General features: G+C 60.1%; 19 protein-coding genes. 8 read left to right on the plus strand and 11 right to left on the minus strand.

Going from position 1 to position 22,062, the window contains the following annotated elements:
- Window positions 1-77: 77 nt before the first annotated feature.
- Window positions 78-821, minus strand: coding sequence for a phosphatase PAP2 family protein (locus tag AB4P92_RS22435; RefSeq protein WP_395598171.1), 744 nt, complete (start codon window positions 819-821; stop codon window positions 78-80).
- 218 nt (window positions 822-1,039) lie between these two features.
- On the opposite strand from AB4P92_RS22435, the gene colR reads away from it, so the two are divergent.
- From colR to AB4P92_RS22460, 5 genes are all read left to right on the plus strand, one after another.
- The gene (gene colR / locus AB4P92_RS22440) at window positions 1,040-1,723 is read left to right on the plus strand and encodes a two-component system response regulator ColR (RefSeq protein ID WP_042560717.1); all 684 of its coding nucleotides are present in this window, start codon (window positions 1,040-1,042) and stop codon (window positions 1,721-1,723) included.
- Complete coding sequence (locus AB4P92_RS22445) at window positions 1,713-2,996, plus strand: sensor histidine kinase (RefSeq protein WP_395598172.1); 1,284 nt, start codon at window positions 1,713-1,715, stop codon at window positions 2,994-2,996. Before colR ends, AB4P92_RS22445 begins: the two co-directional genes overlap by 11 nt.
- Before the next feature lie 152 nt (window positions 2,997-3,148).
- Complete coding sequence (locus AB4P92_RS22450) at window positions 3,149-3,817, plus strand: class I SAM-dependent methyltransferase (RefSeq protein ID WP_395598173.1); 669 nt, start codon at window positions 3,149-3,151, stop codon at window positions 3,815-3,817.
- Window positions 3,818-3,820: 3 nt separating this feature from the next.
- Window positions 3,821-4,537: a lipopolysaccharide kinase InaA family protein gene (locus AB4P92_RS22455; RefSeq protein ID WP_395598174.1), complete on the plus strand. Its 717-nt coding sequence runs from the start codon at window positions 3,821-3,823 to the stop codon at window positions 4,535-4,537.
- Between the two features lie 2 nt (window positions 4,538-4,539).
- Entirely contained in the window at window positions 4,540-4,767 is a 228-nt protein-coding gene (locus AB4P92_RS22460) for a hypothetical protein (RefSeq protein WP_042560713.1), read from the plus strand.
- 172 nt (window positions 4,768-4,939) lie between these two features.
- Here the strand turns inward: AB4P92_RS22460 and AB4P92_RS22465 are convergent, their stop codons facing one another.
- The 10 genes from AB4P92_RS22465 to AB4P92_RS22510 all read right to left on the minus strand — a co-directional run bounded on the left by AB4P92_RS22465 (window position 4,940) and on the right by AB4P92_RS22510 (window position 18,977).
- Window positions 4,940-7,975, minus strand: coding sequence for a multidrug efflux RND transporter permease subunit (locus tag AB4P92_RS22465; RefSeq protein WP_395598175.1), 3,036 nt, complete (start codon window positions 7,973-7,975; stop codon window positions 4,940-4,942).
- 13 nt (window positions 7,976-7,988) lie between these two features.
- Entirely contained in the window at window positions 7,989-9,137 is a 1,149-nt protein-coding gene (locus tag AB4P92_RS22470) for an efflux RND transporter periplasmic adaptor subunit (protein WP_395598176.1), read from the minus strand.
- A gap of 179 nt (window positions 9,138-9,316) precedes the next feature.
- Window positions 9,317-10,417 carry a DUF1513 domain-containing protein gene (locus AB4P92_RS22475; RefSeq protein WP_261735928.1) on the minus strand — a complete coding sequence of 367 codons (1,101 nt, stop codon included), beginning with the start codon at window positions 10,415-10,417 and terminating at the stop codon, window positions 9,317-9,319.
- 14 nt (window positions 10,418-10,431) lie between these two features.
- Window positions 10,432-11,496 (minus strand): imelysin family protein, encoded by a 1,065-nt coding sequence (locus tag AB4P92_RS22480; protein ID WP_395598177.1) that lies wholly within the window; start codon window positions 11,494-11,496, stop codon window positions 10,432-10,434.
- A 27-nt stretch (window positions 11,497-11,523) separates the two neighbouring features.
- A complete protein-coding gene (locus AB4P92_RS22485) occupies window positions 11,524-12,951 on the minus strand; it encodes a di-heme oxidoredictase family protein (RefSeq protein WP_395598178.1) in 1,428 nt (475 codons plus the stop codon).
- 223 nt (window positions 12,952-13,174) lie between these two features.
- Window positions 13,175-14,527, minus strand: coding sequence for an imelysin family protein (locus AB4P92_RS22490; RefSeq protein WP_047302845.1), 1,353 nt, complete (start codon window positions 14,525-14,527; stop codon window positions 13,175-13,177).
- Between the two features lie 234 nt (window positions 14,528-14,761).
- Entirely contained in the window at window positions 14,762-16,813 is a 2,052-nt protein-coding gene (locus tag AB4P92_RS22495; protein ID WP_042560705.1) for a bifunctional diguanylate cyclase/phosphodiesterase, read from the minus strand.
- 382 nt (window positions 16,814-17,195) lie between these two features.
- The gene (locus AB4P92_RS22500) at window positions 17,196-17,792 is read right to left on the minus strand and encodes a superoxide dismutase (protein WP_042560704.1); all 597 of its coding nucleotides are present in this window, start codon (window positions 17,790-17,792) and stop codon (window positions 17,196-17,198) included.
- 175 nt (window positions 17,793-17,967) lie between these two features.
- Complete coding sequence (locus AB4P92_RS22505) at window positions 17,968-18,570, minus strand: LysE/ArgO family amino acid transporter (protein WP_042560703.1); 603 nt, start codon at window positions 18,568-18,570, stop codon at window positions 17,968-17,970.
- Window positions 18,571-18,575: 5 nt separating this feature from the next.
- Window positions 18,576-18,977, minus strand: coding sequence for an ACT domain-containing protein (locus tag AB4P92_RS22510; RefSeq protein ID WP_042560702.1), 402 nt, complete (start codon window positions 18,975-18,977; stop codon window positions 18,576-18,578).
- Window positions 18,978-19,075: 98 nt separating this feature from the next.
- Between AB4P92_RS22510 and AB4P92_RS22515 the strand changes: the two genes are divergently transcribed.
- From AB4P92_RS22515 to AB4P92_RS22525, 3 genes are all read left to right on the plus strand, one after another.
- On the plus strand, window positions 19,076-19,975 hold the full coding sequence (locus AB4P92_RS22515) for a LysR family transcriptional regulator ArgP (RefSeq protein WP_042560701.1): 900 nt from the start codon (window positions 19,076-19,078) through the stop codon (window positions 19,973-19,975).
- Between the two features lie 94 nt (window positions 19,976-20,069).
- Window positions 20,070-21,062 carry an NAD(P)-dependent oxidoreductase gene (locus tag AB4P92_RS22520; RefSeq protein ID WP_042560700.1) on the plus strand — a complete coding sequence of 331 codons (993 nt, stop codon included), beginning with the start codon at window positions 20,070-20,072 and terminating at the stop codon, window positions 21,060-21,062.
- 125 nt (window positions 21,063-21,187) lie between these two features.
- On the plus strand, window positions 21,188-22,042 hold the full coding sequence (locus AB4P92_RS22525; RefSeq protein WP_047302837.1) for an ATPase: 855 nt from the start codon (window positions 21,188-21,190) through the stop codon (window positions 22,040-22,042).
- Window positions 22,043-22,062 lie beyond the last annotated feature (20 nt).

Genomic DNA, 22,062 nt, shown 5'->3' on the forward strand with positions numbered 1-22,062 from the left:
AGTGATCACTGCTGCTCATGGCATCTCTGAACACTGGAGATCCCTGTGGGAGCTGGCTTGCCAGCGATGGCGTCAGTTCAGACGCTGACCGGTCGTGTGTTGACCACCGATTCAGCCTTCACCGCCGGGCGATACAGCACCCAGTAATACGATCCCAGACAAATCAGCCAGCAGAAAATCGCCGTCCACACGTTGTGCGAAAAGAAGTGCGCGCCCTGCATCATCCGGCTGATCGAGAACACCGAGCCCAGGGCAAAGGCAAAGACAAATGCCTGTCGCGCCAGACGCGGTCGCCGGTCACGCAACACGAAGAACAGCGCAAACAACGTGAACCCCGTGGCCGCATGACCGCCGGGCCAGCAACGGCCGGGCTTGTCGGTCGGCGGGCGATGATCCATCAGTTTGCTGTAGGTTTCATGGCCGCCGAATTGCTCCAGGCTCCAGGGGCATTGCACGGCCGTCACCGCTTTGACCGGCGTCACGAACGAAGTCGCCAGCCCAAGAGACAGCACCAGGCAGCCCAACTCGCGCTTGAACGGCTTGAGCCTGTTGATGAAGAACGCGCCGATGAAACCGAAAATGGCGAACACCGAAAATGCGATCACTACCTGCTTGGCGCGGTCGTGCAGGATGTCTTCGAGGAAGAAGCTGTGCCGGCCGATGAAGTCCCCCGCAACCGGATCGTAGAACAGCCTGGCCAGATCCATGTCCAGATCGGTCAGTTCGAGCAGCATCAGCACCAGTGCAGCCAAGGCAGGAATGCCCAAGCACAACCAGAAATTCAGAGGCCTTGAAACGGGACGGGCAGAGGTCGACACCATGGCAATTCCTTGGTCGGCAAGTGTTTTGAGGGGCGTAATCGCGCGCAGTCTGCGCCCGCGTGCGTGGGTGATTTGTTAACCGAAGGTGAAAAAATCGTTGGCCGGCACAAACAAACGGTTTATCGATAAACATCCCGCTACATGCCTAGCCCTGAGCCACCGTTGGCCGTAAGCTGCGCGAGCCATGACGGCGGTAACCGTGTACGCAAGAGGTGCCCATGCGAATTCTATTGGTTGAAGACAACCGCGACATCCTGGCCAATCTGGCCGATTACCTGGGGCTCAAGGGCTATACCGTCGATTGCGCCCAGGACGGTCTGTCGGGTCTGCATCTGGCGGCCACTGAGCACTACGACCTGATCGTGCTCGACATCATGCTGCCCGGTATCGACGGCTACACCTTGTGCAAACGCCTGCGCGAGGACGCCCGCCGTGACACCCCGGTGATCATGCTCACCGCTCGCGATCAACTGGACGACCGTTTGCAGGGCTTCAAGTCCGGCGCCGACGATTACCTGATCAAGCCCTTCGCCTTGTCAGAACTGGCTGCGCGGATCGAAGCGGTCATGCGCCGTGCGCAGGGCGGCGGCCGGCGTGCCTTGCAGGTCGCCGATCTGAGCTACGACCTCGACACCCTGGAAGTGACCCGCGAAGGCAAGCTGCTCAAGCTCAACCCGGTCGGCCTCAAACTGCTGGCGGTATTGATGCAGAAGAGCCCGCACGTGCTGCGTCGGGAAATTCTCGAGGAGGCGCTGTGGGGTGATGACTGCCCGGACAGCGACAGCCTGCGCAGCCACGTCCACCAATTGCGTCAGGTGATCGATAAACCGTTTGCCAAACCCTTGCTGCACACCGTGCACGGCGTCGGTTATCGCTTGGCCGAGGGGCGTGATGGAGTTTAAGCAAAGCCTTTCTCAACGGATCATCATCGCCTTTGCGCTGATGAGCGCACTGGTTGCCGGCGCTTTCGCCATGGGCATTGTCGCGACGGTGCATCTGGTCGAGGAAAAACTGATTTCGGCAGGGCTGGGCGGCGATCTGCAACGTCTGTTGCTGATGGACAATGTCTCCGACTGGAGCCATCGCCCGGAGCCGGATCAACTGTTCTACTTCAGTGGTGGCCCCGGCGACTTCGACTTGCCCAAGGATCTGCGTCATCTGGATGCGGGTTTCCATGAAGTGTTCCGCGAGCAGCTGTCATATCACGCCATGGTCGAAGTCGTTGATGGCCGGCGGTATGTGCTGCTGCAGGATCAAAGCGATTTCGAAGAACGTGAGCGCGTGCTGTTTGCCGTGGTGCTGGTGGGCTTTGTGCTCAGCCTCGCATTAGCGGTATTCCTCGGCTGGGTCCTTGCGCGCAAGGTCATGGCGCCCGTGGTGCGCCTCGCACGCCAGGTTCGCCATCGGGATCAATTGCTGGGTCTGGCGCCGCCGCTGGCGCCGGACTACGCGGCGGATGAAGTCGGTGAACTGGCGGTGGCGTTCGATGCCACGCTGGGGCGTTTGCGCCAAGCTCTGACCCGCGAACGGCTGTTCACCAGTGACGTCAGTCACGAGTTGCGCACGCCGTTGATGGTGCTGGCGAGCTCTTGCGAACTGCTGTTGGAAAACCCGGGGATCGACCAGCGCGGCCGTTCTCAGGTCGAGCGTATTGCCCGCGCCAGCGAGGAAATGCGCGAGTTGGTGCAGACCTTCCTGATGCTCGCCCGCGCACAGAATGAAGAGGCCGGGGCGGCACCACAGCAAAACCTGACGCAAGTGGCAGAAAGTCTGGTGTGCCTGTGGCGCGAGCCGATCGAGCGCAAGGGACTGACCCTCACCCTTGATCCCGGTAACCCAGCGGATACCCGCTATAACGCAACCCTGCTGAATGCCGTGATGGGAAATTTGCTGCGCAATGCATTGCATTACACCGAGCACGGTTTCATTCGCCTGACGCTCACCGCCAACGGATTCGTCGTCGAAGACTCCGGCGTCGGCATTCCTGAAGAGAAACGTGAGGCCATGTTCGAGCCTTTCGTGCGTGGCAGCGAGAAGCGCGGGGACGGTCTGGGGCTGGGCTTGTCACTGGTACAACGCATCTGCGAAAACCAGGGCTGGACTGTCAGCCTGAGCACGATGGAACCTAATGGTTGCCGCTTCGAGGTAGATCTTGGCCATTTCGGACGCAAATAGTGGCTCTAGGCTACTCCCGTCAACCTGTCTAAATCCTGTATAACGTTGTAATAATTTGTCGGTTTACCTGACATTTTTTTCACATTTGGACGACCTGCTGCTGACACGCCGCTCCCTAAGGTGGTGCCATCAGTAATTCAGGAGTCCTGGTGATGACCGGCCCGATCAAGCTCGATTTTTCCGAAAAGTACGACGATCAACACGCTAAGAAATATCTGCGCAAGCATAAAGAAGGCCTCGGACGTCGTCTTTCCCATCTGCGTGACGAGCAACTGGCGCGCAAGGCTCTGACACTGGCTGGCGAACCCGGTCTGGTGCTTGATTTGCCTTGCGGTGCCGGACGCTTCTGGCCGTTGCTGGCGGAAAAGCCCAATCGGGTGATTATCGGTGCGGACAACTCCGAGTCGATGATCAAGATCGCATTGGAAGGACAACCGGCGGATGTGGTGAAGCGGGTTAAACCCTTGCACACCTCCGCTTTCGATATTGCTCTGCCAGATAACGCCGTCGACAGCATTTTCTGCATGCGCTTGCTCCACCACATCGGAGAAGCCGAGCACCGGATGGCGATTCTGCGTGAGTTCGAGCGCGTGACCCGTGACAGCGTGATCGTCTCGTTGTGGGTCGACGGCAATTTCAAGGCCTGGAAACGCAAGCGCGCGGAGAAGGATCGTCCCAACCGTGATTACCAGAATCGCTTTTTGATTCCGGCGGCTACGATCGAAAAAGAATTTGAAGCAGCGGGCTTCCGCATTCAGGAACAACTCGACTTTATTCCGCTCTATGCGATGTGGCGAGTTTACGTATTACGCAAGAGGTAAAGGATGGCAGTGCAAATGGCAGCAGAAGCGCAAGTGACTCCTCAGGATAGTTTCGACTACTACTGGAGTCAGCGCGGTGAGTGGGTCGAAGAACCCAATGTGCGCCGTGGCGGCGAAAGTGGCGTGCAACGGATTGTCGGTCGCGATGGCCAGTTGCTGTATGCCAAACGCCAGACCGGTCACATTTATCGGAGTTGGCTGCATCCGTTCGGACGCCCGACTGTACTGCGCGAGCTGGATGCCCTGACCGGTGTCAGCAAGCTCGGCGTGCGCGTGCCGCAAATCGTTTTCTGCGGTGCCCAGCCTGATCCGCAGCACAAGTGGCGCGCTCTGCTGGTGACCAAGTCTCTGGACGGTTTCCAGGAACTGGAACACTGGCTGGCGTCTGCCGGTGGTCGCGATCAGTGCGGCGACGCGATCTATGAGCGTGTGCTCAAGGATCTGGCCGAAAACCTGGCGCGTATGCACAAGGGCCGCTGGCAGCACAGCTGCATCTACATCAAACACGTTTTTGTACGGGTGACGGGCGAAGGCGAGTCGGCCACCGCTGAAGTGGCGTTGATCGATCTTGAGAAATGCCGCCAGCGTCTGACCGCTTATCGCGCCGCCTCCCATGACATGAAGCAATTGCGTCGCCACTCGTCGTTCCGCGACGCGGACTGGAAAAAACTCGTCTACTTTTACGAGACGGCGTTTGGCAGCGCTATCAAAGGTTTATAGCGATGAAACTCGAAATTGCACGAGGTTTGTTTTTGGTAGGAGCCTTGGCAGTTGCTTCACTGGCGGTGGCTGCCTGGGAGCAGCCGCGCATGCAGGTTCTCGGCGCGTCCACGACGGATGCGCACTGTGCAGTACCACGGGTGGCGAAAGCCTCCGTGGCAACTCAACCCGATCATGATTTGTTGTTGTTCATGTTCGGACTGACGCAAGGCATGAGGCCACAGAGTTGAACCGATTGAAGCCCAAATAAAAGGCCTCGCAGATGCGAGGCCTTTTTTATTGTGCTTTATCAGGGTTCACCCCAGCCCCTGTGGGAGCGAGCCTGCTCGCGAAGAGGGCGTGTCAGTCAACATCTATGTAATTTGACACACCTTATTCGCGAGCAGGCTCGCTCCCACATGGTTATTGGGTTTGTTTGGGATCGGGTTTCGCCAGCAGGGTGTAGATGCAGGGCAAAACGAACAGCGTAAACAGCGTCCCGATCGACATCCCCGTCGCAATCACCATCCCGATATCAAACCGGCTGACGGCCCCCGCGCCGGTCGCCAGAATCAGCGGCACCATGCCGAACACCATCGCTGCCGTGGTCATCAACACCGGGCGTAGCCGAATCGCGGCGGCCTCTTCGACCGCTTCACGCGCCGACAGGCCCCTGTCCTTGCGTAACTGGTTGGCGAACTCGACGATCAGGATCCCGTGCTTGCTGATCAGCCCGATCAACGTCACCAAGCCGACCTGGGTATAGATGTTCATGCTCGACCAGCCGAGGAACAGCGGGATCAGCGCACCGCAGATCGACAGCGGCACCGTCACCAGAATCACCAAGGGATCACGGAAACTTTCGAACTGCGCCGCCAGCACCAGGAAAATGATCGCCAGCGCCAGCGCGAACGTCACCCACAAGGCACTGCCTTCCTGCACGAATTGTCGCGATGCGCCGCCATAGTCGAACGCGAACCCGGCCGGCGCCTCTTCCCGGGCGATCTGCAATACGGTGTCGATCGCCTCGCCCATGCTCACCAACGGAAAACCAGAGATCTTCGCCGCGTTGAGCTGTTGGAACTGGTTGAGTTGACGCGGTCGTGCGCGGTCGCTGACCTTGATCAGCGTCGACAGCGGCAGCAACTCGCCCTGCGCGTTTTTCACGTAGTAGTTGTTCAGCCAGTCCGGGTTGTCACGGAAGGGGCGTTCGACCTGGGCGATGACCTTGTAGCTGCGCCCTTCGATGGTGAAACGGTTGATTTCCGCCTCACCGAGCAATGTCGCCAGCGTGCCGCCCAGAGCCTGCATCGACACGCCCATCTGCGCCGCTTTGGCGCGGTCGATGTCGACCACCACTTCCGGTTTGTCGAACGCCAGATCGAGGTCGACGAAGGCAAACTTGCCTGACTCCATGGCGCGTTTCTTGATCCGGTCGGCCACTTGCAGCAGCAGTTCGTAGTCGTTGGCAGTGTTGATCACGAACTCGAATGGCAAGCCTTCACCCGTGCCGGGCAGGGAGGGCAGGTTGAAGCCGAAAATCTGCAAGCCCGGAATGCTCTGCAGTTTGCCTTGCACCTCGGGCAGGATTTCCATCTGGGTACGGCTGCGCTCGTTCCAGGGCTTGAGCAGGAACCCGCCAATGCCCGCCTGTACGCCGTTGTAGCCGTTGATCTGGAACGAGGAGTAGTACTCCGGAAACTCCTTGAAGATCTTGATGAATTCGTCGGTGTAGGTGCTCAGGTAATCGAGGTTGGTCGGCTGCGGGGCGGTGGCAATCATGAAAATGATGCCCTGGTCTTCGTCCGGCGCCAGTTCCGATTTGGTGAACTTGAGGAACACCGGGATCAGGCACAGCACAATCAAGGCGAACACCAGCACCACCGGGCGGGTGTTCAACGTGCCATGCAGGGTGCTCTGGTAGCGGCGCTTGAGGCTGTCGAAGATGCGGTCGAGTCGATGCGCCAGGCCTGTGGGGTTTTCCTCGTGGCGCAGCAAAAACGCACACATCATCGGTGACAGGGTCAGGGCGACGACGCCGGAAATCACCACGGCACCGGCCAGGGTCAGCGCGAACTCTTTGAACAGCGCTCCGGTCAGCCCGGTGAGAAAACCGATTGGTGCATAAACCGCCGCCAGAGTGATGGTCATCGACACCACCGGCATGGCGATTTCACGCGCGCCCTCAAGCGCTGCGTCAAACGGGGTTTTTCCTTCCTCGATATGTCGGTGGATGTTCTCCACCACGACAATCGCATCGTCGACCACCAGGCCGATGGCCAGCACCATCGCCAACAGGGTCAGCAGGTTGATCGAGTAGCCCATCATCTGCATGAAGAACATCACGCCGATCATCGACAGTGGAATGGTCACCACCGGAATCACCACCGAACGCAGCGCGCCGAGGAACAGGAACACCACGACGATGACGATCAGCACCGCCTCGAACAGGGTTTTCACTACTTCATCGATGGAGGCCTGAATGAACAGCGTGGCGTCGTAGGCGATCTCGCTTTTGAGGTTCGGCGGCAGCTGCGCCTCCAGCTCCGGCATGATCTTGCGCACTTCCTTGATCACATCCAGCGGGTTGGCCCCCGGCGTGGCCTTGATGCCGATATACACCGAAGGCGTGCCGCCGAACGAGCTGATCGAGTCGTAGTTTTCCGCGCCCATTTCGACCCGCGCGACATCGCTGAGCAACACGCGGCTGTCGCCACTGACCTTCAGCGGAATCGCCGCGAAGGCTTCGGCGGACTTTAATTCAGTGTTGGCGTTGATGCTGGTGACCACGTACTCGCCTTTCACTTCGCCGGCGGCGGAGAGGAAGTTGTACTGGCGCACGGCGTTGGTCACGTCGCTGGCGCTGAGGCCGAAACCGGCGAGCTTCACCGGATCAAGCCACAGGCGCATGGCGAATACCTGATTGCCGAGGATCTCCGCTTCGGCCATGCCTGGCAGGGTTGCCAGTTTTGGCTGGATCACCCGTGACAGGTAGTCGGTGATCTGCGGGTTGCTCAGGTCCTTGCTGAAGAAGCTGATGTACATCAGCGCCGAGGCGTCGGCGGACTCCTTGCTCAGCACCGGGTCTTCGGCGTCTTGCGGCAGTTTGTTTTTGACTTCGTTGGCCTTGGACAGCAACTCGGTAAACAGGCGGTCGGTATTGGAGCCGATGCGCGCGTAAATCGAAATCACCGAGAAGTTCTGGCGACTGACCGAGGTCATGTAGTCGATGCCCTCGGCGCTGGCCAGACTCTGCTGCATCGGCTGGGTGATATAGCCCTGAATGGTTTCGGCGTTGGCCCCGGGGTAGGCGGTGGTCACCGTGATCAGGGCGTTTTCCATTTGCGGGTATTGGCGCAGCGGCAGCTTGCTCCAGGCCTGGAAGCCCAGTAGCACAATCAGCAGGCTGACCACGGTGGCGAGCACCGGGCGGCGGATGAACGGGTCGGTAAAAGCCATGGGGATTCCTTGATCAGTCGGCGCGGGGCGGACTGTTCTGCTCGCCGAGGGTCTTGTCGTCGCTGATGGCAATGTGTGCGCCGTTGTCCAGTTTGATCTGGCCGGCCGTCACCACGTGTTCGCCGCTCTGCACGCCCTTGTTGATCATCACCAGCCCATCGCGGCGCTCACCGGTTTCGATGAAGCGCCGCTCGGCAATCAGCACTGGTTGGCCCTTGTCGTCTTTTTCGAGGCTGCCGTCCTCGGCTTTCTTCTGCCCGACCACGTAAATCGAGTTGCCGTAGAGGGTGTAGGTGATCGCGCTTTCCGGCACCACGATGTATTTCTGCGGATCGGGCAGCAGCACTTCGAGGCTGGCGAACATGCCCGGCAACAGTTTGCCGTCGGGGTTCGCCAGGGTGGCGCGGACCAGCACGTTACGCGTGGAGCTTTCTACGAGCGGGTTGATCGCGCTGATCTTCCCTGAAAAAACCTGCCCGGGGTAAGCGGCGGCGGAGATATTCACTGGTTGGCCGATAGCGAGTTTCGGCACCGATTGTTCGGGCACATAGAAGTCGGCGTAGAGGCTGCTCAGATCCTGCAAAGTGGCAATTTTGGTGCCGCTGGCGAGGTAGTCGCCGATGTCGACCTGACGGATGCCGATGGTGCCGCTGAACGGTGCGAGGATACGTTTTTTCGCCAGCGCTGCGTTGAGCTGATTGACCGTGGCCCGCTCTTTTTGCAGAACCGCCGAGAGTCGGTCGTATTCACCTTTGGAAATGGCGCGACTGTCGATCAGTTGGCTGCCACGCCCGAAGTCCAGTTGCGCCAGACCCAGGTCGGCTTTGGCGGTCTCCAGCAGAGCGGCTTCAACGGCGCTGTCGAGTTGCAGCAGCGGTTGCCCGGCCTTGACCTTCTGTCCTGATTCGAATTTGAGCTCGGTGACGGTGCCGGAGGATTCCAGGCTCAGGTCGACGCCTTGCAGGGCCTTGAGGCTGCCGACGGTGGGCAAACGCATCTGCCACGGGCGCTCGCTGGCAGTGGCCACGGCAACGCTGATCGGCGGTTTCGGCTTGGAGAAGCCTTGAACCATGGTGTAAATCGAAAAGGCTTTGTAACCGCCCAGCACCAGGACAATCAGCAAAACAACACCCAACATGATCAGCATGCGGCGACGCAGCATATTTCCAGTTCCTTGGATAAATCAGGTGAGACAGGCGGGCAACATTACTCCGAGTTCAGGGGGGATTCCAACTGGCAGTTTTTACGGGGAATGGAAAAAGATCGCCGCCGTCTGCCGCGCTCCAGGAGACCGTGATCCCCTGTAGGCGCTGCCGAAGGCGGCGATCTTTTAAAGGCGTGTCACGCCATCAGATGAAGATGGTTGTCCCAGAGCCCTGCCGGTAATTCCAGCGGCTTGGCCAGCAGTTCATTCTGACGGCAATCGTAGTAGCGGCAACGCCCCTGACCCGAGGTCACGACAAAGCCGTCCTGCACCGCACCGACGCCGGCGCAATCGGGCAGCGGTGCGTCGAGGCGGACTGCGCCGCTGTCCAGATCCCAGATGAAAAAGCGGTTACCACGCGGGGCGGTCAGCGCCACCAGTCGCAGGTCGCTGTGCACCGCGACGCTGGCGGTGTAGTGACCCATCGACTGCAACTGATGCTCCGGCACCGGGAACGCCACGAACGGTTGCCCCGGACGTTTGATCGCCAGCAGCTCCGAGCGCTCGTGTGACGCGCCCATGAATTGCTGACCGGCGACGATGGTGCCGTCGCTGGCGATCCCCAGGTGGCGCACGCTGTTCATCTGCTGGGCGAGGGTTTCCTTGCTCAGCAGGGTGCCGTCGCGTTGCATCAGGACCAGGCTCGGCTCCATGGCGCTGAGGTTCATGTCGACGCGGCTTTCCGCCTCGGTCCGAATCCCGCCGTTGGCCACCACCAGCGTCTCGCCGTCGGGCATCCACGACACCTGGTGCGGGCCGAGGCCATGGGTGGAAATCTCGCCGCTGTGCACCAGCCGCTCGCCTTCGAACTTGTACACCCCGAGCAGGCCACGACCCGGATCGGTGGTGTCGTTCTCGGTGGCGTACAGGTATTCGCCGTCCTTGTGCACCACGGCGTGGCCGTAGAAATGCCGGTTCGGCTGCGACGTCACGGTTTGCAGCAACGTGCCGTCACGCAGGTCGATCAGGTAGCTTTCGGTACCCGGCCGGCGGGCGACGAACAGCGCAATCGCCAGCGTAGGATGATTGATGATGTCGTGGCAGCGCTGACCCACCTCGGTGGCGAATACGCGCGTGCCATCCAGCCGATAGCCGACGGCGTAGTGTTTGCCGTCGGTATCGTCGCGAGCCGACAGCAGCAGCGGGCTCTGATCCTTGCGTTTGAACAGCGTCCAGCCGCCCAGCGTCACTGCTCCCAGCAGCAAACTACCTAAAGTCAGAGCCTGGCGTCGCAGCATGGCACTTGCCCTCATCAGTCACCGTCGTTGGCGTTGAAGCCCAGTTGAATGCCCAGCGCCTTGGCCAGTTCGCCTTCGTGCAGGCGATGGACGACGTTGAGGCTGTCGTAGATATCGTTGAGTTGCTGACGCCCCGCGTCGTCTTCAAGCATTTCGCCGAGCGAGCGCTGAGTGCTGTCGAACAGTTTCAGCGACGCGCCGTAGGCAGCATCGATCTTGTCCGCCAGTGGCTTTTGCTCAGCCGGCAACAGACCGCGCAGGCCTTTGTTGTCGACGCCTTCCCAAACGGTTTTGGCGGCGGCGAGGCTGGCTTCCAGCGCGGTCATTGACGACTGGCTGCGCCACGCATCAGCCTGGAATGGCTGCGGCACACCTTTGCTCTGACGGCCCATCGGCGTGCCGAGTTTTTTCTTCAGGGTGTCGAGTGCGGTGACTTGCACACGCAGCAGATCGGCGATCGCTTCGTGGGAGTCGGCGTAGCGCTGGTTGGGGAACTTGCTCATCTGCGCGAGCATGCCGTCGGTGTTGTTCCAGCCTTGCAGAATCTCTTCGGCCAATTGCTTCTGGCGTTCGCCGATGGCGATCAGCAGTGGGCAGTATTTGGCTTTCTGCTCGGCGTTGGCGACGTCTGGCTTGGCGTCGAACAGGATGTATTCATACGCCGACAGGCCTTGCACGACTACGCTCGATTTGGCCAGTGCGGCGGCGTCGATCTGCGGTTGCGCGAGGACCAGTTGCTCGACCTGACGGCCGACCAGGTTCTTCTTGTCGGGCCAGAACTGCACCTGCCAGGAACGGTTGCCCTCGGCCAGTGGCCCGATCAGCAACGGTTGCAGCTCGGCCCAGGCTTTCTGTGCGTGGAGGAAGTCGGCGCGGGCGGTTTCCAGCGTCTCTTTGCCCTGGCAGTAGGCGAGGGCGCTGACGGCCAGTTGCTTGTCGGCCTCTGCCCAGCGCGTGTAGGTCGGCAGGATCACCGATTTGGCGATGGCAGCCGAGGTAACCGCTTGCGGATCCTGCGGCGAACAGGCGCCGAGGGCGATGGCGGCAAGGCTGGTGAACAACAGCTTGGGACGGAACATGTCGGGCTCCCGGATCTTTATCTGTATTTAAAGTGAGTTCAAAAACGCCAGCAGCGCGGCACGCTGCTCGGCATTGAAAGCTAAAACCTGTTGCTGCGCAGCTTGTGCTTCGCCGCCGTGCCAGAGCACCGCTTCGAGCAAATTACGTGCGCGACCATCATGCAAAAACTGGGTGTGGCCACTGACCGCTTGCGTCAGGCCGATCCCCCACAACGGCGGCGTGCGCCAGTCGCGGCCGGAGGCCTGGAATTCCGTGCGGTTGTCGGCCAGACCGTCGCCCATGTCATGCAGCAGCAGATCGCTGTACGGGCGAATCACTTGACTGGCCAGTTCAGGTTCGGCCGCGTTGGCGGCGGTGGTGTATTTCGGTGTGTGACACGACTGGCAACCGGCCTGGAAGAACAGGTTTTTGCCGGCCAGCACTTGCTCGTCGTTAATGCCTCGGCGCGCGGGCACGGCCAGGTTGCGGCTGTAAAACAGCACCAGTCGCAGGATGTTATCGCTGACCTCCGGCTCGCCATTCGGGCCATTGCCGTTCGGTGCCTGTTTGCAGGCGGTTTGCGTGTCGGTGCAGTCATCGAACGGTCTCAGGCTGGTGGTGAGGCCCATATCACCTGAAAACGCGTGAACATTCTGTTGATTGAGGTTGGGTTGCCCGGCTTTCCAGCCAAATCGACCGATGACGGTTTTTTGCAGTTCGTCGTCCCAAACGCGGTTCGGCCGGCCATTGATGCCGTTTTTGTCTTTGGCCTGCGCGGCGGCGATGGCGAGGATCGCGTCTTCGGGGATCGCTTCGAGCAGGCCGAGGCCGATCATCGGCGGGGCGACACGCGCCGAGAAACGCGTGTCGGGGTGCATGGGGCCGTAGCCGAGTTGAGTGATCTGCAACACCGGTTTGCGCAGTTCGACTTCGGTGCCGTCCTTGAAACGCACCGGAACCGGCGTGTACTCGACCCGCACCTTGCCTTCCGGCACCACGCCCGGCACGGCCATGTCCTGGAACTGCCCGCCGTACACTGGCTCCGGCACCACGCCGAGCTGCTCGATGACTTTGGCGTATTGCGGCGCGTCGGGGATCGACAGGCGCACCAGCATGGACACCGAGTTGGCCGCGTTCGGCAGTGGCGGATGACCGCGACCGTCCTTGATGTGGCAGTTCTGGCAGGCGTTGGTGTTGAACAGCGGGCCAAGGCCGTCGCGGGCGGTGGTGGTCGACGGCGCGGTCACCCATGGGCTGCGAAAGAAACTGTTGCCGACGCTGAAATCCACCCGCCGCGACGGCGGCAGGTTGGCCGAGGGCAGGGAGAATGCGTTCTGATCGGTCTTGCGCACGGTCGCCGCACCGCCCGAGCGTGCTTCACCGGGCTCAGCCTTGGTGAAACGCGGGGCGTCATCGCAGGCACTCAGGCCCAGGGCCAGAAACAGTGCGGACAAGCGAAGAGGCAGCGAGGGCATCAGACATCCTGCGAACGGGCGAAAACAAAGGCGCAAAGTCTAACAGGGCGAGGGAGTTTGAATAAGAGGAATTATCGTTTACTTGATGTGGCGCAGCTATTCGCTGGGTACCGAGGTGCAGCCATCGCTGGCTTGCCAGCGATGGGGCCATCAGCATCACCACAGAAAGCAGGCATGAAAAAGGCGACCCGAAGGTCGCCTTTTTTAACTCAAACGCGGTTGATCAGAACTCGTGATCAGCGTTGTCCGGGTTCAGGTCGCTGATGCCCAGTTTGCCGGCAGCGGCTTCGATCGAACCGGTCTGCTTGACTAGGGAGGCGATGGCGTCACGCACGACCTGATTGCCGGCAGTGTTGCCCGCCGCGATCAGTTGGTCGTAGTGCTCACCCTTGTTGGCGTGATCAACCATGACCTGGATCTTGGCTTCGGTAGCGGCCAGATCGGCTTTCAGCGCAGTGTCGGCAGCCGGATCGGCCTTGGCCACCAGCGACGAGAGGCTGGCGCCGGTCATCTTGGTGCCGTCAACACGGGTGTACTCGCCCAGGTAAACGTTACGAATGCCTTTGGCATCGTAGAAGTGCGAGTAGTGAGTGTTGTCGCTGAAGCAGTCCTGTTCGTCTTCCGGAGAGTTGGCTTCCAGAGAAACCTTCATGCGCTCGCCCGCCAGTTCGCCCAGGGACAGACTGCCCATGCCGAAGAGCATTTTGCGCAGACCGGTTTCGCCCGACTCGGCTTCCAGCGTGGCGCGGTAGTTGTCAGCCACGTTCGGCTTCCAGTTACCCACCATTTCTTGCAGGTCGTTGACCAGCAATTGGGTCACGGACTTCAGGTAGGCGCGGCGACGATCGTTGTGACCGCCAGTGGCACCGGCGCCTTCCAGGTAGTCGGAAGCAGGACGGTTGCCAGCGCCAGGGCCGGTACCGTTGAGGTCCTGGCCCCACAGCAGGAATTCAATGGCGTGGTAGCCAGTGGCGACGTTGGCCTCGGAACCGCCCAGTTCATTCAGGCTGGCGAGTTTTTCCGGGGTGATGTCTTTGACGTCGACCTTGTCTTCGCCGACCTGTACTTCGGTGTTGGCGATGATGTTGGCAGCGGCACCCGGGTTACCCAGTGCGTGCTCGTAGGATTTGTCGACGTAGTCGATCAGACCCTCGTCCAGTGGCCAGGCGTTAACCTGACCTTCCCAATCGTCGATGATGGTGTTGCCGAAGCGGAACACTTCACTCTGCAGGTATGGAACGCGAGCGGCGACCCAGGCAGCCTTGGCGGCTTTCAGGGTGTCGGCATTCGGTTTGGCAAGGAAGGCGTCGATCGCAGTTTGCAGGGTTTTCGCGGTGGATTCGGCATCGCTGTAAACGGCAAAGACCATGTCGGCGTAGTGCGCGACCACAGCTTTGGCGGCGGCATCGTCAACTTTACCGGCAGCAGGAGCAGGCGCAGCGGCAGGGGCTGGAGCAGCGCTGCTGGAAGCCGGCGTCATTTCGGAGGCTTTTTCTTTGTCTTTGCCTTCGCCGCAACCGGCGAGAGAAATAGCGATGGCCAGCAAACTGGCGGTAGCCAGAGGCATACGAATCATGGCGAACATCCTGCTTCGGTAGTTGAGTGGACTCGCGCTGGAAGCGCAAAACTGCGACATAATGCAAATCTTTCGCATTATGTGTAAAGGGTAGTGCTTGGAAATATTTCTTATTCGCGCATCAGGATCAAAAGATCGTCCGATCGCGGCCCGAGCCTGCGGCAGCTCCTGCAGGAGAACGCATTTCAAATGTAGGAGCTGTCGAGTGGAACGAGGCCGCGATCTTTTGATCTTCTAGAGGATTGCCGCGTTGCTGCGCTGCGCCTGCTTGAGATAAACGCTCAGCTCCCGCGCGGGCAGCGGTTTGCTGTAGTGATAGCCCTGACCTTCGTGGCAGCCTTCGGAGATGATGTAGCTCTCCTGCTCGGCGGTCTCCACGCCCTCGGCGATCACCTGCATGCCGAGGCTTTTGCCCAGCTGGATGATCGCGCGAACGATGGTCGCATCGTCGTCGTCGTCCAGCAGATCCTGCACGAAGCTCTTGTCGATCTTGATCTTGTCCAGCGGCAGGCTTTTCAGATAACTCAGCGACGAATAGCCGGTGCCGAAGTCGTCGATGGCGATCAACGCCCCCGAGCGACGCAGGCTCAGCAAGTGCTGGGCAGCGGTGCTGATGTCTTCCATCAGGCCGGTTTCGGTGACTTCCAGTTCCAGACTGCGCGGCGGCAGGCGGTACATCTGCATCAGGTTGTTGACCACCCGTGGCAGCTCGGCGTGGTGCAATTGCACGGTGGACAGATTGACCGCCATGCGCAGATCGGCGAAGCCCTGATCGTGCCATTCGCGCAATTGCTTGCAGGCCTGATCGAGTACCCATTCACCGATGGCGATGATCGTGCCGTTCTGTTCGGCCAGCGGGATGAACAGGTCTGGCGGCACCAGGCCGTGTTCCGGGTGCTGCCAGCGAATCAGCGCCTCGACACCGACCACGCGGTGATCGCGATAGCTGATCTGCGGCTGATAGACGAGGTAGAACTGGTCACGCAGCAACGCATCGCGCAGGTCTTTTTCCAGTTCACGCCGGCGGCGCATCTCGCTGTCGACACTGGCGATGTAGAACTGATAACGGTTGCGCGAGCGGGTCTTGGCCAGCGTCATGGTCTGTTCGGCCTTCTGCAACAGCTTCTCGGTGCTGTCGCCGTCCTCCGGGAACAGGGTGATGCCGATGGTCGCGCGCAGGCGGATTTCCTGATGATCAAGGGCGAACGCCGCTTCCAGGTCATCGAGAATGCTTTGCGCCAGTTCCGCCGCTTCGTAGGGTTGTTCAATATCGGCTTGCACCAGGGCGAACTGATCGCCGCCCAAACGGGCGAGGGCGCCGAGGCGACCGCTGTGGGCGCGCAGTCGATCGGCCAACGCCAACAGCAATTGGTCACCGGTCTGATAGCTGAACTGCTCGTTGATGCCCTTGAAGTCGTCCAGCCCCACGCATAACACCGCGACCCGGCGTTGCAGTTTGCCGGCGTCGACCAGAATCTTGTCCAGTTGCTGCTGCAATTGCTGACGGTTAGGCAGACCGGTGAGGAAGTCGTACTGGGCCATGCGCAGCAGGCTGTTTTCCGCCTCGTGACGCAGATGCGTATTACGCTCGATCGATTCGAGCAACTGGTTGGCGGTGTTGATCCAGATGCCCAGCTCGTTTTTCTCGTGGCCCTTGAGCTGCGGGATCTTGTGCTCGCTGGGACGGTCCGGATTGATCTCGGTAAGGTGCTCGATGATCCGCGACAGCGGTTTGGTCAGCAGCCAGTGATAAACCAGATACAGCACCAGGCCCATGGCCAATGCACGCAGAACGCCAGAGATGAAGATGATCACGGAGCTGACGATAAAACCTTCGCCATAGGTGGCGGTGTCGAGGGTGATGCTCAGGTCGCCGTAATATTCGCTGTAGGGGCCGCGTCCCACCAGTTGCGTGGTGAACGTGCGCTCCTGACCCAGGATCAGGTCGGTCAACCAGCGGCTGCTGGAATGCTGCAATTCGCGGGATTTTTGCGCGAGCATGGCTTCGTTGGGATGGCCGATGGACGCCTGGCGCACGGCCTCATCCTGGAACAGGCCTTCGATTACCTGCATGCCCATTTCCCGATCAAGGCTGTAAACGGCCTGAGTCGACGGATCGCGGAACATGTCGAGGATCCGTTCGGCGTCACCAGCCACCGCCTGACGGGTCTTGTAGGCGTCGAAAACAATCTGCGCGCAGCTCAAGACAACGCCGACGATCAATGCTGACAGGAGCACGACCCGGAGCAACTTCACCGACAAGCTGTTCTTGAGTTCCAGCTTCAAAGGGTTATTCCTTGTTCCGTGCGGGTAGCGTCAATTTGCCATGAGTATTGGCAATCCCGTGTTGGCAGTCAAAGGGACAATCGGGCACAGGATAATTTGCCTGAAGGCTTGGCCTGCACCCTGCCATCTGGAGTATTAGCCCTATTTGCACTATGTCGGTAGTTTTAGCCCTCAACTTGAGCGATGCGGGGCAAATTTTCTTCTGTTGGATGTTAGTCCTCTGTGACACGGGGGCAAGCGGCCGGTGGCGGCATTGCTCGTGAGAACAACGCTATTCTCCTGCAGGCGCTGCTGAAGGCCGCCCGAACCTGCGGTAGCTCCTATATAAATCGCAGGCATAAAAAAACCCGGCCATGGCCGGGTTTTTTATCTGGCGCGCAGCTTAAGCAGTGAAGGTTTTGCCTTCGAACTGCTCAGCAACAAACTTCCAGTTGACCAGGTTCCAGAACGCTTCGACATACTTTGGACGAACGTTGCGGTAGTCGATGTAGTAAGCGTGTTCCCAGACATCGCAGGTCAGCAGCGGGGTGTCACCGCTGGTCAGCGGGTTGCCGGCGCCGATGGTGCTGGCCAGAGCCAGGGAACCGTCAGCCTTTTTCACCAGCCAGCCCCAGCCGGAACCGAAGGTGCCGATCGAGGTTTTGCTGAATTCTTCCTTGAACTTGTCGAACGAACCGAAGGCTGCGTTGATGGCTTCAGCCAGTGCGCCGGTTGGTTGACCGCCAGCGTTTGGCGCCAGGCAGTTCCAGTAGAAAGTGTGGTTCCAGACCTGAGCGGCGTTGTTGAAGATGCCGCCCGAGGAAGTCTTGACGATTTCTTCCAGGGTCTTGCCTTCGAACTCGGTGCCTGGCACCAGGTTGTTCAGGTTCACGACGTAGGTGTTGTGGTGCTTGTCGTGGTGAAATTCCAGGGTTTCCTTGGAAATGTGCGGCTGCAAGGCATCGTGTGCGTAAGGCAGCGGCGGCAATTCGAAAGCCATGATGATTCTCCTAATCAGGTCTGTTGCGGTGAGCGCAAGGCCGATCACGGGCGGCCAGAAATGCACCGTCGAGTTTTTACTCTTTGCGGCGCAGGGTTCGGATCATAGCACCGGGGTTGCGGCTTAACCACGCAACAACTGTGTGGGATAGAGGTTCCAGAGCGGTTTGGAATATTCAGGAGGCAAGTATCAACTGTCCCGCCACCGTGAACATCATCACCGCCACCAACAGATCGAGAATCCGCCACGTGCCTGGTCGAGCCAGCCAGGGCGCCAACCACGCAGCCCCTATCGCCAAAGTGAAAAACCACAGCAGTGACGCACTCGCCGCGCCCACCACGTAAGCGCCAGGCACCGACTGCTGAGCACCGAGCGAGCCGATCAGCAACACCGTATCCAGATAAACATGCGGGTTGAGCAACGTCACCGCCAGCGCACTGAGCATCACCGCCCGCAGCGAACGCACGGTCTGGTTCCCGCCCTGATCCAGGCTTTGCTTCGAGAACGCCCGGCGCAGTGCCTGGCTGCCGTACCAGATCAGGAAGGTCGCGCCACCCCACCGGGCGATCGCCAGCAGCGTCGGACTTTGCGCCAGAATCGTCGCCAGACCGAAAACTCCGGCCGCCACCAGCAGCGCATCGCACACCACGCATAGCGCCGCCACCGGGAGGTGGTGTTCACGTCGCAGGCTTTGCGCCAGGACAAAAGCGTTTTGCGTGCCGATTGCCATGATCAGCCCCAACGCCACCAGCAAACCGTTCACATAGCTTTGCCACATAAGATTTACTCCGCGTTGGCTGCGAGATCGCGCAGCACTTGCATGGCGCGTTCGGCGTCGGCCTGGCCGACAAACAAATGATCGTGGTAGTAACCGGCGATCACGTTGCAACTGATACCGGCCTCGCCCAGTGCGGTGGCGAACGCGGCGGTGAGACCGACGGCTTCCAGCGCTGAATGCACGTTGAGGGTGATCCATGCGGCCACGTAGTCGAAGCTGAAACCGGCCTGCTCGGCGTGGGAACGTTCGAGAATCACGGTCAGCCCTTCCTGTTCACGAAAGCTGCCGACAATCTCCAGACCGCTCGGCAACTGGCTGTCGCGCAGGGTGCAGAACACGTATTCGCCGGCATTGAGTTGCGGACTCATGCTGCGCAGCAAGGTCGTGAGGGAAGTTTCGCCAGCCATTGGGGTAGTCCTTGATATAGAGAGTGCTTGCTGGCTATTGTCCGGTCGAAAGCTGTATAAGAAAAACCAATAATGCTGATCGCTCATTAGGAAAACTGATGTTCGACTATAAATTGCTTTCCGCTCTGGCCGCCGTGGTCGAGCAGGCTGGATTCGAACGCGCAGCGCAGGTGCTGGGTTTGTCGCAATCGGCGATCTCGCAGCGCATCAAACTGCTGGAAGCGCGGGTCGGCCAACCGGTGCTGGTGCGCGGCACACCGCCGGCGCCCACCGAGATAGGCCGGCGTCTGCTCAACCATGTGCAGCAGGTGCGCTTGCTTGAGCGCGACTTGCAGACCCTCGTGCCTGCATTGGATGAAGAAGGGCTGCCGGAACGCCTGCGTATTGCCCTCAACGCTGACAGCCTCGCCACGTGGTGGGCGTCAGCGGTGGGGGATTTCTGCGCCGAACAACATCTGTTGCTCGACCTGATCGTCGAAGACCAGACCGTCGGCCTCAAACGCATGCGCGCCGGTGAAGTGGCCGCTTGCCTATGCGCCAGCGAACGTCCGGTAGCAGGCGCGCGCAGTGTCTTGCTCGGCGCCATGCGCTATCGCGCACTGGCCAGCCCGGCGTTTATCGAGCGGCATTTCCCCGATGGCGTGCGTGCTGAACAACTGCCGCGCACCCCGGCGCTGGTGTTTGGCCCGGACGATTTCCTTCAACATCGCTATCTGGCATCGCTGGGTGTGGATGGTGGCTTCGAGCACCATTTGTGCCCGTCCTCAGAAGGTTTTATCCGGCTGACGGAGGCCGGTCTGGGCTGGGGCTTGGTGCCGGAACTGCAAGTGCGCGAGCAATTGCAACGCGGCGTATTGCGCGAACTGTTGCCAGATAAACCGATCGATGTGCCGTTGTACTGGCATCATTGGCGCAATGGCGGTCAACTGCTGGGCTTGCTGACCGAGCAATTGGTACGTTGTTCAGCGCAATGGCTGGTGCCCTTGAAGCAGCTGTAAGCGTCAAGCTGCAAGCGACAAGTGAAGCTTGCGCACTGTTTTTATCTTGCAGCTCGAAGCTTGAAGCTCGCAGCTGGTTTTGTTGGAGCTCTACATGAAAATTCTGGTCACCGGCGCAAGCGGCTTCATTGGCGGACGCTTTGCGCGTTTCGCCCTGGAGCAGGGCCTGGATGTGCGGGTCAACGGGCGCCGGGCCGAAAGCGTCGAGCATCTGGTGCGTCGTGGCGCCGAGTTCGTCCCGGGTGATTTGACGGATCCGCAACTGGTGCGCGACCTCTGCGCCGACGTCGAGGCCGTGGTGCATTGTGCTGGCGCCGTCGGATTGTGGGGCCGTTATCAAGACTTCCATCAGGGCAATGTGCAGGTCACCGAAAACGTTGTCGAAGCGTGCTTGAAACAACGGGTGCGCCGTCTCGTGCACTTGTCCTCGCCATCGATTTATTTCGATGGTCGCGATCACCTGGGGCTGACTGAAGAACAGGTGCCCAAACGCTTCAAGCATCCCTATGCCGCGACCAAGTACCTGGCCGAGCAAAAGGTCTTCGGCGCACAGGAATTCGGCCTGGAAACCATCGCCCTGCGCCCGCGCTTCGTGACTGGCGCCGGCGACATGAGCATTTTTCCGCGCCTGCTGAACATGCAGCGCAAGGGCCGTCTGGCGATCATCGGCAACGGCCTGAACAAGGTCGATTTCACCAGCGTGCACAACCTCAACGAAGCGCTGCTCAGCAGTCTGCTGGCGGCCGGCTCCGCGCTGGGCAAGGCCTACAACATCAGCAACGGCGCGCCAGTGCCGTTGTGGGATGTGGTCAATTACGTGATGCGCAAAATGGACGTTCCACAGGTCACCAGATACCGGTCCTACGCTCTGGCCTACAGCGCTGCAGCGTTGAATGAAGGTGCCTGTAAACTCTGGCCGGGGCGTCCCGAGCCGACGCTGTCGCGCTTGGGTATGCAGGTCATGAAGAAAAACTTCACCCTCGACATCAGCCGCGCACGGCATTATCTGGACTACGATCCGAAAGTCAGCCTGTGGACGGCCCTCGACGAGTTCTGCGGTTGGTGGAAAGCCCAGGACATTCGCTGAAACGCGTGGATACCAATCGGCCGGCCGGCAATGAACCGCATCGCCGCTTGAGGGTCAATCCCAGCGGCTGCGCGGTTATACTTCGCAGCATTTAGCCATCACCGCGATTCACAAAGGTTGCCTCAATGTCCATGCGTAATGATGCCCACGACGATTTCGATGATGTACCGAGCCTGCGTGCCGATACCTTCGACGACGATGACATTCCGACCACTTCCCGCACCACCGTGCACTCGCGTACACCGCCGGTGGTCAAGGTCAAGGCCGCCAGCACTGGGCCGCTGTGGGCGTTGGTTGGCGCACTGTTCTTCGCGTTCATCGGCTTGGCATGGTGGAGTTTTCAGCAGATCTCGCTGATGGAGCAGCAACTGGTGGCCACCCAGGAGAGTTTCGCGCGGATCAGCGAGGAAGCGGCGGGGCGCTTGCAGGATATTTCCGGCAAGGTCGTCGCCAGCCAGACCAACGTCAGCACCGACAGCGAAGCCTTGAAGCTGCAGATCAAACAGCTGGAAGGCAAGCTGCTCGATCAAAGCAAACAGCAGCAGGGTGTGGCGGGGCAGGCTAGTGATCTGGACAAGCGTCTGGCGCAGATGACTGCCCAGACCACCGAGCAGCAGGCTGCCAATACTCAACTGCAAGCGCAGGTAAAAGCCCTGGGCGCAGAGCTGGCAACCATTAAAAGCACGCCGGCCGACACCAGTAAGGTCGACGCTCAGCTCAAGGCTTTCGATGCCCAGTTCAAGAGCCTTGGCGCGGATATCGCGGCGTTGAAGAAGCAGGGCAACCCGAGCGCCGAGATTGATCGTCTGGCGCAGGAAATCGTCGTCCTCAAAAGCATGCAGGACAACCGTCCGGCCACGCCACAGGGTGGCGGCAACACGGCCGAGTTCGATGCGTTTCGTGGCCAGATGACCCGCAACCTCAACACGCTGTCGGCGCAGATCCAGAACCTGCAGCAGCAGATCAATGCGCGGCCGTAACGCTTGATCAAATGCCGCGA

Source organism: Pseudomonas sp. A0308 (assembly GCF_044218815.1).
GTDB lineage: Bacteria > Pseudomonadota > Gammaproteobacteria > Pseudomonadales > Pseudomonadaceae > Aquipseudomonas > Aquipseudomonas iridis.